Raw genomic sequence first — 15318 nt, 5'->3', positions numbered from 1 at the left:
TTTTGCGTTGATTTGAGTTTATGACCCGTTTATTCATTGCTGAAAAGCCCAGCTTAGGGCGCGCTATAGCCGATGCTCTGCCGAAACCACACAAGAAAGATCAAGGTTTCATTCGTTGTGCGAATGGTGACATCGTTACTTGGTGTATTGGGCATTTACTCGAGCAAGTTGAGCCGGATGTTTATGATGAACGCTATAAAAAGTGGAATTTACTCGACTTACCTATCATTCCTTCACAGTGGCAGCTTAGACCGCGCAAAACATCGAGCAAACAGTTGACTGTGATTCGTCAGCTTTTGAAAGAAGCATCGCAAATTATCCATGCAGGAGACCCGGATCGCGAAGGGCAACTATTAGTTGATGAAGTGATTGATTATTGCAAAGTAAGCCAAAGTAAAAAAGAGCAAGCATTGCGGCTACTGATCAGCGATTTAAACCTTCCAGCCGTGCAGCGTGCACTGAAACAGATGCGCAGTAACCGCGAATTCATCCCTTTATCGGTTTCAGCGCTCGCGCGTTCAAGAGCCGATTGGTTGTATGGCATGAATATGTCACGGGCTTATACTTTGCTGGGGCAGAAAGCGGGCTATCAAGGTGTCTTGTCGGTTGGACGGGTACAAACTCCTATTCTAGGGCTTGTGGTACGTCGGGATGAGGAGATAGAAAACTTCATCCCGCGAGACTATTTTACATTACATGCGTTAATCCCTTATCAAACTGATCAAGTGGCGTTTGATATCCGTGCGCGCTGGAAACCCAGCGATGCTTGCCAGCCGTGGCAAGATGAAGAAGGGCGAGTCTTAAACCGCAAGTTGGTGGAAAATGTCGCACAGCGCATCGCAGGGCAACCCGCCACAGTGATTGAAGCCGAACAAAAGCAAACTAAGCAAGCCGCGCCGTTACCTTATTCCTTATCTGCACTGCAAATTGATGCAGCGAAGTGCTTTGCAATGAGCGCCCAGCAAGTGTTAGACACTTGCCAATCTCTGTATGAGAAGCATAAATTAATCACCTATCCGCGCTCAGATTGTCGTTACTTACCACAAGAACATTACGCTCAAGCTTCGTCAGTAACTCAAGCTATCGCGTGCAACGCCAAAGAGTTGTTAACGGCGGTCAGTGGCGCAAACTTAGCTCTTAAATCCAAAGCATGGAACGATAAGAAAGTGGACGCGCACCATGCCATTATTCCCACACCAAAGCAGGCATCCGTCAATGCCTTGTCGGGAAATGAGATGAAAATATACCAATTGATTGCGCGCCAATACTTGATGCAATTTTATCCCGCCGCCGTGTACGCGGAAGCCAAGCTGGTGTTTGATATTGCGGGTGGCTTTTTTGTTGCGTCAGGGCGACAACTGGTTGAAACCGGTTGGAAGAGTTTGTTAGGCAAAGTCGATGAAGAAGAGAACGGAGTCGATGCCGTTCCACCACTGAGTAAAGGGACGGTGCTGACGTGTCGAGAAGGGGAGATTCACGATCGAAAAACCGAGCCTCCTCGTCATTTTACTGAAGCGACTTTACTACAAGCGATGACGGGAATTGCTCGCTATGTTGAAGATAAAGAGCTGAAAAAAATCTTACGTGAAACCGATGGTTTGGGTACGGAAGCGACGCGAGCGGGGATCCTTGACACTTTATTCAAGCGGCAACTCTTAACACGTCAAGGTAAGCTGATCCTAAGCTCGCCAGCGGGAAGGGGTTTAATTCATGCGCTGCCAAATGAATCAACTTATCCGGATATGACCGCCCATTGGGAGCATCAATTGCAAGCGATGGCTGAACGTGGGCAAGCGTATCAACCCTTTATGCAAGTGCTGCAAGAGCGCATTATTCAGATCATGGAACAGGCGAAATCGGGCGCAGTGCCAGAGTCGCTTCGCTCATTGCCCAAAGTGGAGCGCCCTGCATTCAAACGAAAGATACGTAAATCCAGCAAAACCACGCGTTATCAACGTAATTCGGCTCAATAAAATGACATCAAAGAATCGGTCGCTAAGTAAGCTGAGGCCTGCGAATTAGGTAAGATATTCACCGACCTGACGAGCTAATTATCACATTTTCGATAAAAAAGGCTGGTATCCCAATCGGTTACATTGTCAGTCACTTTGCCGACAAGTGGTAGTAAACGCCACGCCTCGCGCTCTTGAAAAGGGTGGCTTGTTATCACGGCAAAACCAGCAATACAGCATCTTCCACCTTTAGAACGGATAAACTGGGCAATCGAGCTGACCGCTTCTTCACTGTAGGATTCAATCTTATAGAGATGGCTCATACACTTCTCCTCTCTAACCATGCCATTAATTACGACATAACCGTTGAATAATGGAAAGCATATTTGATGCCAGTTTATAAAAAATACACCTTTGGTATGTGATGAATGGAGAGGGTACTTATCTAATGAATGGCAACTGGTGCGTGGAATAAAAAATCAGTATGAGAAAATGATGTTAATCAGATACGAAAAAGCCGCTGTAAAAACAGCGGCTTTTCTTAAAAGTGGCGGAGAGATAGGGATTTGAACCCTAGGATAGCTATTAACCATCGCCGGTTTTCAAGACCGGTGCTTTAAACCACTCAGCCATCTCTCCGTGTGGTGCGCATAATAGCGAGGCAATTTTACTTTGTAAAGTATTGAGCTGATCGTTTGCTGGTTTTGTATACAATTGCCGATAATTTCCCACTAATAGCTTGATTCTTAGCGCCTTGTTGGAGAAAAAACGTACATTAATGCGTACTTCGTTATGGCGCATTTTTGATTTGGTTGCTAGCTTAACGGTGAATTCTTACGATGTTTGCCTGATGCTCTCTTGTCGTATCAGGCTGCCGGAGTTTCATAAATGGAATGTTATTTCTTTTTTATGCTTTTATGTTCATATAATGCTCGAACCTCTGGGAATGACGGGTAACAAGCTAAAACTGGCAGGGAAATGGTACTAAATCTGAACCATAACCAAAAGATGGCTTTCTTGACCCTGCGCAAGGTGAGGAGTAATTTGCAGCTTCCTGTGTTTAAGGCACTACTTCCATTTCCAATCATTAAGTACAAAGTGTTTGCAGGAGTTTATCTTGCACTCACCTATGCTGATGATTGAAATCAGTCAATAAAAAGAACCATGCTAGAAGAAACGACAACCAATGACCCTCATGATGCTCAACCTGAGGGGACTGAACGCATTTATCGCCAACGTTTTGATTCCAAAATAGGGTTTCAAAATGAATACGATATTCTTGCTATTGAAGAGCCTTTACAAATCAGTTTGCAATGGAATGATACGGTTACTAACAAGCTGCATATCGAAGAGTGGAGCATGACAATGCGAACGCCCGGTGACGATGCTCATCTCATCGGTGGCTTACTTTACACGCAGCAAGTGATCGATTCATATGACCATATACTCAATATGGAATTGGTTGACGACGAATCACGGCATGGCCAGAATCACTGGTTGGTCACGCTCAATCATCCATACACTGATGTGATTCAGCATCAGGCCCGTCGTTATATGAGCCAGTCGAGCTGTGGCATTTGCGGTATGACATCCATCCGAGCCTTGAGTTTGAGGCGAGAAATTCGTGTTGATGATAGCCCGAAATGGCTCTCTTCTGATGTTGTTATTGCGCTTCCTAATCTGCTTCTTGTTCATCAACCACTGTTTGCAAAAACGGGGGCGGTGCATGGTGCGGGTTACTTCGTGAATGGCGAGTTGATTGCCGTTGCCGAAGATGTGGGCCGCCATAACGCAGTGGATAAGTTGATTGGTCGAATTTTGAGTGAGCAACGTTGGCACCCGCAAGGGGTATTGATTCTTAGTGGCCGAGTGAGTTTTGAGTTAATGCAAAAAGCGGCCATTGCTGGCATTTCAGTGGTGGTGGCTGTTGGTGCGCCATCACGTTTAGCGCTCGATATGGCGCGTCAGTTTGATATGACACTGATTGGTTTTATCAAAAAAAATCAGTTCAATATATACCATGGTCATGCACGTTTGCAGTCAGTGAAAGAGTGAGAAGAAGAATATGAGTATTAAACAGTATACCGGTTCGGCTGGTGGTTGGGGAGCGCTAAAAAGCACCGCGCATCATCTATTGAAAAGTCATAATGTTGCCAAAAATATTTCCAATCTTTTAAAAACCAACCAAGACCATGGTTTTGACTGTCCGGGCTGTGCTTGGGGTGAAAAACATGTCCCAGGGCGTTTTCGTTTTTGCGAAAATGGCGCTAAGGCCGTCAACTGGGAAGCCACTTCTCGACGCGTTGGGGCGGATTTCTTTAAGCAATATTCGGTCACTTGGCTCAATAAGCAGAGTGACTATTTTCTCGAATCTCAAGGGCGTTTAGCGGAACCAATGCGCTATAACGCTCAAACGGATCACTATGAGCCAATCAGCTGGGATGAGGCGTTTGCACTGGTTGCACAACACCTCAATCAACTCGCTAGTCCAAATCAGGCGGAATTTTATACATCAGGCCGCGCGAGTAATGAAGCTGCATTTCTATACCAGTTGTTTGCGCGCCGGTTTGGTACCAATAATTTTCCTGATTGCTCAAACATGTGCCATGAAGCGACGAGCGTCGCCTTGGTTCGCTCGATTGGCATTGGTAAGGGAACTGTGACTATTGAGGATTTTGAAGAATCCGATGCGATTCTTTTATTTGGACAAAACCCAGGAACGAATCACCCTCGTATGTTGGAAACACTGGCGTCAGCCTATAAGCGTGGCGCTCGGGTTGTTGCGTTTAATAATTTAAAAGAGCGAGGATTGGAGCGTTTTACTAACCCGCAAAATCCTTTTGAAATGTTAAGCAATGGTTCAACACCGACCACTAGCCATTATTTCACTCCTAAATTAGGCGGAGACATGGCGGCGGTTCGTGGCTTAGTGAAAATTCTTCTTGCTCGTCATCAGCAAGCACAGGCCTGCGGTGAATCGATATTCGATCTTGATTTCATTGCCCAGCATACCGAAGGGATGGAGTCTTATTTAGCCATGGTGCAGGCTACGCCGTGGTCAAGTATTATTGAACAATCTGGGCTCACGCAACAAGAGCTAGAGCTGGTGGCAGATATTTACCAAGGCGCTAAACGCGTGATCGTAACTTGGGCAATGGGGGTGACTCAGCATAAGCATTCGGTGGCAACCATACAAGAGTTGGTCAATCTACAATTACTGTTTGGCCAAATTGGTAAGGATGGTTCTGGGGTATGTCCTGTCCGTGGTCACTCAAATGTGCAAGGTGACCGCACGGTTGGAATTAATGAAAAACCGCCTGAATTTCTACTCGACAATATTGAAAAAGTACTGGGCTTTACGCCACCAAAAGCGCATGGCCATAATGTAGTTAATGCTATTGAGGCGATGCTACGGGGTGAAAGTAGAGTCTTTATCGGTTTAGGAGGAAACCTCGTTGCTGCTGCGCCCGATACCGAGCGTGTCGCACAAGCAATGAAAAACTGTAATTTGACCGTAAACATTGCGACTAAACTGAATCGGAGTCATGTCAACCCGGGCAAGGATGCGTTGATCCTGCCTTGTTTAGGTCGGACAGATATTGATATTCAGGCTCAGGGGCCACAGAAAATTACCGTTGAAGACTCATTCTCCATGGTTCATGCCTCTTCTGGGCGAATTGATGTTACAGGAGAGATGATGCGCTCAGAGCCTGCCATTATCGCAGGAATGGCAAAAGCGACCTTAGGGGAGGGAAATCCAATCGATTGGCAATCCATGGCCGATAATTACGATAACATTCGAGATTTGATTGAAAAGATTATCCCAGGATTTGCCAATTTTAATCAGCGGCTCAAAGGGCCTGGCGGTTTTTATCTTGGTAATTCAGCGCGTGAATTTAATTGGAAAACGCCCACAGGAAAAGCGCAGATAAGCAGCAATGCACTTCCTGAATCTATCGTTCCGCTCAAAACTCAGCAGATGACCAAGAAACCGATTTTTGTGTTGCAGACGATGCGTTCGCACGATCAGTACAACACCACGGTTTACGGTTTGGATGATCGTTACCGAGGTGTATTTGGCGAACGTAATGTCATCTTCATGAATGAAAAAGATATTGAGCAGCTGCAATTAAAAGCGGGTGAACGAGTCGATATTGAGACACTGTGGGATGATGGTATTAAACGTGAAATTTTGGGCTTCAAAGTGGTCGCCTATGTAATTCCTCAAGGGAATGTAGCGGCCTATTTCCCTGAGGCAAATGCACTCATTCCATTGAGCAGTAAAGGCGACTTTAGTGATACCCCGACATCAAAATCTATTGCCGTTGTCATTCACCCAACCAAAGTTGCACCACTGTTAGTTCAAACAGACTAAAAAATCAGATACTAAAGCAAAAAAGAGAGCCGAAGCTCTCTTTTTTAGGTGTATGGTCGGACTGAGAGGATTTGAACCTCCGACCCCCGACACCCCATGACGGTGCGCTACCAAGCTGCGCTACAGTCCGATTGGCGTAATCTAATCATTTATCCCTTTAGCGTCAAGAGATAATCTTGCTAACGACCTGATTTAATTATCTTTGGCGTAAAATCTCTGCAATTCAGTTAAGCCTTGCATCAGTACTGGTAACGCTGGGCTAGAGTCTTTCTGACGTTGATAGTTTTCATCAAACAGCTTGAAGTTGCCAAATTTATCAATGAGAGTCGTTTGGGTATCGGTAATCAAAGCTAATTCACGGGCATCACCGGCTAAAATCCACTTCCTTTTGTTTTCATCAAACAAGTTTCTACCACTGCTAAATTCAATAGGGTTGGATGAAGCACCTAACAGATCCTGTAAAAGCGTGACTGAAAAATCTAAGTGACTTGAACGGTGTGAGTATTCCCCTGCCATTTTCCCAGGCCAATGGATGATCATCGGCACTTGTAACTGGTATCGGCTGTAATTGCTGTTAGCACCCCAGCTGTTGGTTTTTGTCTCGTTAAACTCCGCGCCATGATTTGAGGTGATCACAATCAGCGTATTGTCTTGCAATTGTAATTCGTCAATCTTAGTGAGCAGCAGACCTATTTCTTGGTCGGCTGCATTGACCGAGTTATTGTAACCAGCACGCAGGCGATCGCTGGCACTACCTTTACTTGACCGAGGGTCAAAGTCATTAAAGTTGTCAACGGTCGTCAATTCCAAATAGCTAAACCAGGGTTGTTCGGTTTGCTCGGATACCCATTTATGCCAGCGTTGTATAGTTTGGTTATCTGTGCTCGATTCTTGATCAAAAGGAGCTTTAGAGACCGTTAAAGTGCGGAAAATCGTCTCTTCGTATAAGGTGTCGTCAAAATTATCGCCACTAAAGAGGCCAAACTGATAATTCTGTTTTTTCAATACATCTATCAGTATCGGAGGGGTACCTTGTGAACGAATGGCGTTGGCATAACTGCTTGGCAATCCATAAAATAAGCCAAAGATCCCAAACATGTCATTACTCGAGCTGTAATGATTATTAAACTTCAAATTTTCTGTCGCAAATTGGTAAGTGTTGGGCATGATTTCAGCTGTCAGCACATCACTTCTTAAATTATTGACACTCACTAGCAAAATATTGAGATTATTTGCTCTGCGGCCAAATTGAAGAGGCTCAAGAGGATAACGAACAATGTTAAGGTTCTCTTCATTATCCTTCAAACGCTTTAAGTACACATCACGATCAAATAGACCGTGTTTTTCCATGAACGATTTTGCCGTCATTGGATACGAGAGCGGGAAGTTTGATTTTTGGCTGGTCACTGATGTTTCTAAATACGCATCAGACCAAACGTAAATAAGGTGGCTGGTAATAAAACTAATGAAAAATACCGCCGCGATGGGCCGACCAACGTGTTTATGCGATAGTTTTCGCTGCTTACGCCAAACCCACTCCGAAAGCCCAAGTTGTAAGAGGAAAATGAGCGGCATGACCACAAACAGATGCTGTAAGTCGGCGGTGATAGCGCTGGTCTCATCGCTAAAAAGCAGTTCCCATACAATCGGTGTTAAGTGCAGGTTGATTGCTTGATAAGCTTGGGTATCGATTAATAAGAGTGTGAGTCCTAACGTTGCAAAACAGACCGCCACGAAGCGAAATAGTTTGCGCGACGGAATGATGAATGTCAGAGGAAATAAAACCAGCAGATAGAGTGCAAAGACCAAAAATCCAAAATGGCCGACCCAAGACACAGCTAAATAAAACTGCCCCAACAAGGTTTCAGGCCATGGTGATTGTACGATATATCGAGTACCAATAAGCATTGCTGCAATGATATTGAAGAAAGCAAACCAATGCCCCCAACCAACCAACCGTGATACGCGTTCACCGTATGTATTTTCGCTATCTGCCATGTGATTTTCTATCTATGCATTCTATTAGTGAGTAGTAGTTTCTAAAGACGACATCAATGCCTGAGCAAATTTTTCCGCAATCGCCTTACGCTGTGAAGCGGCAACATTTTGGTTTAAGACATTCGTTGCAATGTTTCCCGCAATCATGAGAGTAAGCTCAGGGGAAGCACTATGTTTAGCGAGGATGGCAGCAACTTCTGTCAGGATATTTTCAATTCTTTCGTCGCTGTATTTAGATGTAATAGGCATAAAGACTCTAATGATGATAGTAAAAGCGGCTTATGATAACCTACAATGCCTTACAACTGAAACCAGAACGATGATAATTTCACTATGAGTCTTCACCTTTCCAACGTGATTTTGCACCAATTAAGCAAAAACGAGCAAGATGAGTTGGTGGTTAAATACCGCTCTCAATCTTTAGATAATGATACGTCTGCCGAAAATTTAGTGGCTGAGTTGCATCGCGTGTTTAATTCGAAAGCGAGCAAAGGTTTTGGTTCGTTTAAGTCGGACAGTGATTTTCAAACTTGGTTGCAAGAACTTCGTCAAGGTGAGCGTGATTTTTACGATTTTTCACAAATCAGTGCTCAACGGCTGAAAGATGAATTATCAAAGTATCCGTTTGCTGATGAAGGGATCTTAGTGATGGCCGAATATCAGTCACTAGCTACCGATTACCTATTTATTGGGCTTTTACCTCTCAACCAAAGTTTGAAAGTAACAGAGGGGCTCGACATTAGCGCGACAGATTATCTTGATATCAACAAAATGGATATCGCAGCGCGTCTTGACCTCTCAAGTTTTGAAACGGACAAAAACTCAAACCGCTACCTTGCCTATATCAAAGGTCGCGTTGGTCGAAAAGTGTCGGATTTCTTTCTTGATTTTCTGCAAGCCGATGTCGGGTTAGATACCAAAGTGCAAAATCAAGTACTGATGCAAGCGGTACAGGATTTTTGCACGGATTCTAAGCTAGAAAAAGATGAAGCGATCGGTTACAAGAAGCAGGTTTACGATTACTGCAATGAGCAAATTAAAGCCGGTGAAGAGGTTCATATTCGTGAGTTGTCTGGTGAATTACCTGCTAGCCAAGACGGCACGGGTTTTTTCGAATATACGCAGGCACATGGCTATGAACTGGAAGAGAGCTTTCCTGGTGATCGTTCTACCGTGCGTAAACTGACCAAGTTTGTCGGTGCAGGGGGCGGTTTGAATGTGAGCTTTGATAGCTTGTTATTGGGGGAGCGTATTTTTTATGATCCTGAAAGCGACACGTTAACCATCAAAGGCACGCCACCGAATTTAAGAGAACAGTTAACGCGCCAGCGTTAATCGTTTACCACTAAGAGAGCTTGATATGGCTCTCTTTTTTGTCTTTTCTCCCGATGTACAACTCAGCACGGTCCAAACTTTAGGTTTATGCTTGTATTAATTACAAGTACAAATTGGTAATCACAGTGTTTGGGCAAAAGAAATCAAAACGATTCAGCGTGAGATCGTATGGAGTGATTCTGTTTGGTTGGTTAATCTCCGTTGGTCTTGTGTTTTGGCAAAGCCATTTAAGCTACCAAGCCATGCATGCGGTGAAAGAGTTACATTACAGTGTTGAAGAACTTAAAAGTTCACTCTATTTTAAAGAGCCTTATCGTTCGACGCGAGCAAATGATATCGCGCTGAATGTGCAGCTACTCTATTCACTTAGGCTACAGCTGGAAGTTGAGCACCGAGATTTTTCATGGCGACCAGATATTCAGCAATTGCTCCATGTGACTGATCGCTATATCACACTGACCAAATCGTATTTGTCGATTGAGCTTAATATTCAACCCTTGGTTGAACGCCTACAAGTGCTGCGCGATAATCCCACTAATCCAGAACAACTCAAGCAAATGTATGTGGTGTTAGGCGCTTATGTATTTGAAGCGATGTTCAGTGACACTGAGCAAAATCCGGGGATCTATCGAGCATTAGATAAACTCTATGTGGATGGACAATCTTTACCAGCTATTCAGAAAAAAGAGTTAGAGCAGACATTAGCACAAGCGTCTGATTTACTGAATCAATACGCCCAAGGTGCACGTTTGGTCGACAATTTAATCAATCACTCCATTTACAATCAGCTTATCCATGTTGAAAACCAATACCATCGTCTTTTAAACATCTATGCTTATCTTGTCACGGGGTTAAGTGGTGGTGTTATGCTATTGCTGGGTTGGTTGATGTTTCGGTCATCAGTTTTAACTCGTTCTCATGTTAATAAAGTTCCCAGTGCTGCGAAAGAGGATGCGTCATCTGAGATAAATCCCAGTCGTGTTTTGTCTACAGAAGAACCACAGGTGGAAACATCGGATCTTTCTGATGATTTAGCCATCGATATTGAATCCATGCTCATAACTCTCAATGGCGATGTTGAGTCTGTCACTCTACTGTTGAGCGTATTTATACAAGATCATCAGCATGATGCCACTGAATTGAAAAGATTGGTGCATTCTGATTTGGAGGCCGCTCAACGCCGAGCACATAGCCTGAAAGGCGTCGCGGGCAATCTTGGTTGCCGTTCACTCAAGCAGATAGCGTCAGAAATAGAGTTGCGACTTAGCCAGAAGCAACGACCTACGGAGAAGCAATTGGGGTTATTAACAACGCAATTAGCGGCCGCTATAGCCAGTGCGCAACACTACCTTGATCAAAGAAAACGATAAGCCAGTTCTATCGTGTCAGCTTTAAATGGTGATTTTGCTTGTAGTAAAAAAGAGCTCAGTTGAGCTCTTTTTTAATGGTTTTTTAGTTCAATGACCTTTGCAATACTCTGCTAGGCTGACTGTTGGTTGAGAGCCGATGCTTGTTCAGCACTGTCTGCTGGGTCTGCTGGTGCAGTCGGTTCACATTTATCAACAAACCAACCCATGTAAGAGGTAAAAATGGTCACCAAAATACAGACAAAGCTTAGCCACATAAAGGGGGCATATGAGAGCGTTGCAACGCCTAGAATGCTCGCCATATAGATGCCATTATCGCTCCATGGCACCATACCGGAGGTGAGCGTGCCACCAAATTCAGCGTTACGTGATAGGTTCTTACGCTGATAGCCTAAACGGTCATAGTTCTTGGCACAGATTTTAGGGGTCAGGATGAGTGAAACATACATGGCTGAGCCAAAAACGTTGCCCATAAATGCAGTACCAATAGTACTGGTTGCCAGTGAACCTGCGCTTGTCACGCGGCGCTCAAACAGTTTTGCGATGGTTTCAAGCACACCCACTTTATCTAGCAATCCACCAAACCCGAGACCAAAGACAATCACGGCTACAGAACCAAGCATAGAGGACATGCCGCCTCGGTTTAAGATTGAGTCAATGAAGCCAACGCCAGATTCAATATTGTAAGGTGCCCATGCGGTATTGAAAGCTTGCAAGAAGTCTACGTCTTGGATCATCACAGCCCAAATGATGCCCAGCAATGAACCAAAGCTAATTACAGGAAACGAAGGCATTCTCATCGCAAGCAAGCCGAGTACAATCAGCACTGGCACAAAAGAGTATGGGGTAATGTAAAACTGCTGTTCCATCGCCTCAATCACGCTTTGTACTTGAGACATGTCTACGTTACCCGCATAGTGGAAACCAAATAAGGTAAACATGATACCCGTGATCACGTAGCTGATAAGCGCTATCGGCAGCATACCTTTAATGTGCTCCATCACTTCAACGTTAGACATCGAAGACGCCAGAATAACGGAATCAGATAATGGCGACATTTTGTCACCAAAGTAACAACCTGAAAGTACTGCGCCAGCGGTGATTGGTGCTGGAACGCCAAGACCCTGACCAATCCCCATCATGGCAATCCCCGCGGTACCAGCTGCACCCCATGAGGTTCCAGTTGCTAAAGCGGTGAGAGAACAGATGATCATCGTTGCAAGAAGAAAAATAGAAGGATGGATTGCTTGAAGACCGTAGTAAATGATGGTCGGCACGATCCCGCCGGAGATCCAAGTACCAACTAATGCGCCAACAGCTAAAAGTATCAACACGGCACCTAAACCATTAGAAATACCATTCAGTGCTGCTTTTTCTAATTCTTTATATTGGTGACCTAAACGAACACCGAGCACAATAATGATGAACCAGCCAATGTATAAGGCTAGTTGGATAGGGAGATCGAGTTGAGCTGTAAACGAAAACGCGAGTAACAAAAACAAGCCTAGAGCAATAATTACTTGAATTAAGCTAGGTAGGCGTTGAGGGGCTTGCGTCATAAAAGAGCCTCTTGTCAGATTTATGATCTAAGGACAGAACGGTGCCCTTATTGAGTTCGATCGCACTTTACAATAGTTAGCATAATATATCGACATCAAACACCTCGGATGTGATTTATGTCGTTTAAGTGGTTAATCTTCGATGTTAAATGTTGATAATAGTTAAATTTAATGGTTATAAATGTTTTGTAGTGTGGGCTTTTTGTGTAACAGAAACGTGATTATTTAGCGTTTTGTTGATTATTGAATGCTGAATCATAGTGCGGTTGAGTGATTTTTAGGCTTGAATGTGTTTTTTACAAAACAGGCTACGCAGAAAGAAAAAGTTACCACTTTTACTAAGAAAGTCTTGAGATTTTATGCTGAACCACTTATAGATGGAGCAATAAATTTTCATTTTAGATACATGGAGAGTGAGCGCGATGAGAGTAGGTTTAGTGGGTTGGCGTGGTATGGTCGGTTCTGTACTGATGCAGCGTATGGTTGAAGAAAATGACTTTGACTTGATCGAACCGGTTTTCTTTAGCACATCTCAAATTGGTATTCCTGCCCCAACGGTGCCTTCTAAGAAAGGCAATCATCATACAGGGTTACTGCAAGATGCTTACGATATTGATAGCCTCAAACAATTAGATGCCATCATCACCTGTCAAGGTGGTAGCTACACTGAAAAAGTGTACCCAGCGCTGCGTCAAGCGGGTTGGAAAGGTTATTGGATTGATGCAGCATCTACCTTACGGATGGATAAACAATCAATCATCACTTTAGATCCGGTCAACTTGACACAAATTCAGCACGGCATCCATTCAGGAACCAATACCTTTGTTGGCGGTAACTGCACTGTCAGTTTAATGCTTATGGCATTAGGCGGCCTTTATGAGAAAGGTTTGGTCGAGTGGATGAGCGCAATGACCTACCAAGCAGCTTCGGGTGCTGGCGCTCAAAATATGCGCGAGTTGATCTCGCAAATGGGAGTAATTAACGATGCGGTGAGCTCTGAATTGGCTAATCCATCGAGCTCAATTCTTGATATTGACAGAAAAGTGGCTGAAACCATGCGATCACCTTCTTTTCCTACCGAGCAGTTTGGTGCACCACTAGCGGGTTCATTAATCCCTTGGATTGACGTCAAACGCGACAATGGTCAAAGCAAAGAAGAGTGGAAAGCGGGCGTTGAAGCTAATAAAATTCTGGGACTTCAATCGTCACCGATCCCGATTGATGGAACCTGTGTTCGTATTGGCGCAATGCGCTGCCACTCGCAAGCATTAACCATCAAGCTGAAGAAAAATGTTCCGCTTGATGAAATCGAAGAGATGATCGCTACGCACAATAATTGGGTGAAAGTTATTCCAAACGAGCGCGATATTACCGCACGTGAATTGAGCCCTGCCAAAGTCACTGGCACCTTGTCAGTTCCCGTAGGACGTTTGCGTAAAATGTCTATGGGTGATGATTTCTTAAATGCGTTTACGGTGGGTGACCAATTATTGTGGGGAGCTGCTGAGCCGCTTCGACGTACTTTGCGGATCATTCTGGCTGAAAAACAGTAAAGATGGATCTCGGTTTAAAACCACCTGAGTAAAAATAAAAAAGGGGCGCTTTATGCAAAGCGCCCCTTTTTATGCTATTTGTCTGTAGCATTTGTCTGTAGCAACAGTGACGATGTTAACGCGGTTATGCAAGGCCAGGAAATAAATTTCTGAGCCCATTGGCAATAAACTCAATACCGAGTGCGCCTAGTATCAAACCCATGATCCGCGTAATCACGTTGATACCCGTTTGACCTAAGAAGCGGACAATATAGGGCGCTGAGCGAAACAGCAGCCAAGAGCTTAAACTAAATAACACCACAGTGATTATAATACCCACGGTATCGAACATGCTTGGGTAGCGAGAGCCATACACTATGGTTGAACTGATGGCACCTGGTCCTGCCATTAAAGGCATAGCGAGTGGCACAACCCCAATTTGTTCACGGCTAATGTATTCAGATTTCTCTTGTTTGTTTTGTTTATCTTCACCCAATTTACCGCTCATCATCGAAAACGCGATGCTCAGCAGCAATAGGCCACCAGCTACTCGAAACGAATCTAAAGAGATACTAAACATATCCAGTAACATCTGCCCAGCAAGCAGTGCGGTAATCAAAATTATTGCCACAGCAATATTCGCTGTAGCCGCCGTTTTGTGTTTCTCTTCTTGCGTCATATGCCCAGTGAGAGAGACAAATATTGGCATAATCCCCACGGGGTTCACAGCGGCTACAAGGCCTAAGAAAAACTGCAGGAAAATGGCTAACTCAAAGGTTTGCATGGCATTTATCTCTAATGGATCATTTCGATGAAATATTACGTGGCTAATGTAAGCGAAAGCAAAGGATAGCACGAATGAAAAAAACTAAAGCGATTGGGGTTTTATTGCTGAGAAAAACTAATTCAATGAAGAAAACGTTTTACAATTGTTTTTCTAATGTATGTGAGTGGTGTTGTTTTTTGCTCAACTGTTAACATCTGCACATTTTTAATAAAATTAGTGCTCCTAGCTGGTGGTAAAAGTGAGAGTCGATATACTCTCAGTAGCACGTAAAATGAGGTGTGTTCATTCATCTATCGCTCAAAAATGAAACTTTTTTACAGATTGTTGTAGTTTTTATAGTTTTCGTTGTTTAAGTAAATGTTTTTTATTCATTTAATTATCTATATATTTTTTGTTTGTTTTCAGTGTCTTGT

General features: G+C 43.9%; 11 protein-coding genes and 2 tRNA genes. 6 read left to right on the top strand and 7 right to left on the bottom strand.

Features of this window, described 5'->3' with window-relative positions; translation table 11 throughout:
• Nucleotides 1-20: 20 nt before the first annotated feature.
• Entirely contained in the window at nt 21-1973 is a 1953-nt protein-coding gene (locus tag EXZ60_RS10120; protein WP_277435653.1) for a DNA topoisomerase III, read from the top strand.
• Nucleotides 1974-2047: 74 nt separating this feature from the next.
• On the opposite strand, the gene EXZ60_RS10115 is transcribed toward EXZ60_RS10120, so the two are convergent.
• On the bottom strand, nt 2048-2275 hold the full coding sequence (locus EXZ60_RS10115) for a hypothetical protein (protein WP_026028272.1): 228 nt from the start codon (nt 2273-2275) through the stop codon (nt 2048-2050).
• Between the two features lie 225 nt (nt 2276-2500).
• Nucleotides 2501-2591 (bottom strand) — tRNA-Ser (locus EXZ60_RS10110).
• A 525-nt stretch (nt 2592-3116) separates the two neighbouring features.
• On the opposite strand from EXZ60_RS10110, the gene EXZ60_RS10105 reads away from it, so the two are divergent.
• Both EXZ60_RS10105 and EXZ60_RS10100 read left to right on the top strand, forming a co-directional pair.
• Nucleotides 3117-4007, top strand: a complete 891-nt coding sequence (locus EXZ60_RS10105; protein ID WP_194567890.1) for a formate dehydrogenase accessory sulfurtransferase FdhD — start codon at nt 3117-3119, stop codon at nt 4005-4007.
• A gap of 10 nt (nt 4008-4017) precedes the next feature.
• Complete coding sequence (locus tag EXZ60_RS10100; RefSeq protein WP_094128982.1) at nt 4018-6327, top strand: FdhF/YdeP family oxidoreductase; 2310 nt, start codon at nt 4018-4020, stop codon at nt 6325-6327.
• A gap of 53 nt (nt 6328-6380) precedes the next feature.
• On the opposite strand, the gene EXZ60_RS10095 is transcribed toward EXZ60_RS10100, so the two are convergent.
• From EXZ60_RS10095 to EXZ60_RS10085, 3 genes are all read right to left on the bottom strand, one after another.
• Nucleotides 6381-6457: transfer RNA gene (locus tag EXZ60_RS10095), tRNA-Pro, on the bottom strand.
• Nucleotides 6458-6519: 62 nt separating this feature from the next.
• On the bottom strand, nt 6520-8325 hold the full coding sequence (locus EXZ60_RS10090; RefSeq protein ID WP_017049110.1) for a DUF3413 domain-containing protein: 1806 nt from the start codon (nt 8323-8325) through the stop codon (nt 6520-6522).
• A 24-nt stretch (nt 8326-8349) separates the two neighbouring features.
• Complete coding sequence (locus EXZ60_RS10085; protein WP_013856392.1) at nt 8350-8574, bottom strand: YejL family protein; 225 nt, start codon at nt 8572-8574, stop codon at nt 8350-8352.
• Nucleotides 8575-8658: 84 nt separating this feature from the next.
• Here EXZ60_RS10085 and yejK point away from each other — a divergent pair, with 84 nt between their 5' ends.
• Together yejK and EXZ60_RS10075 are read left to right on the top strand one after the other, a co-directional pair.
• Complete coding sequence (gene yejK, locus EXZ60_RS10080) at nt 8659-9660, top strand: nucleoid-associated protein YejK (protein ID WP_017042553.1); 1002 nt, start codon at nt 8659-8661, stop codon at nt 9658-9660.
• Between the two features lie 173 nt (nt 9661-9833).
• Entirely contained in the window at nt 9834-11030 is a 1197-nt protein-coding gene (locus tag EXZ60_RS10075; RefSeq protein WP_346780463.1) for an Hpt domain-containing protein, read from the top strand.
• Between the two features lie 110 nt (nt 11031-11140).
• Here the strand turns inward: EXZ60_RS10075 and nhaC are convergent, their stop codons facing one another.
• Nucleotides 11141-12586, bottom strand: a complete 1446-nt coding sequence (gene nhaC, locus EXZ60_RS10070; RefSeq protein WP_277435651.1) for a Na+/H+ antiporter NhaC — start codon at nt 12584-12586, stop codon at nt 11141-11143.
• 422 nt (nt 12587-13008) lie between these two features.
• On the opposite strand from nhaC, the gene asd reads away from it, so the two are divergent.
• Nucleotides 13009-14139 (top strand): aspartate-semialdehyde dehydrogenase, encoded by a 1131-nt coding sequence (asd, locus tag EXZ60_RS10065; RefSeq protein ID WP_277435650.1) that lies wholly within the window; start codon nt 13009-13011, stop codon nt 14137-14139.
• A 124-nt stretch (nt 14140-14263) separates the two neighbouring features.
• Here the strand turns inward: asd and EXZ60_RS10060 are convergent, their stop codons facing one another.
• Nucleotides 14264-14902 carry a YchE family NAAT transporter gene (locus EXZ60_RS10060; RefSeq protein WP_010318853.1) on the bottom strand — a complete coding sequence of 213 codons (639 nt, stop codon included), beginning with the start codon at nt 14900-14902 and terminating at the stop codon, nt 14264-14266.
• Nucleotides 14903-15318 lie beyond the last annotated feature (416 nt).

Origin of the sequence: Vibrio sp. 1151_11, assembly GCF_029478525.1 — a bacterium.
Classification (GTDB): Bacteria; Pseudomonadota; Gammaproteobacteria; order Enterobacterales; family Vibrionaceae; genus Vibrio; species Vibrio anguillarum.
The sequence above is the reverse complement of the archived record's forward strand: the minus strand, read 5'-3'. Positions and strand labels throughout refer to the sequence as shown.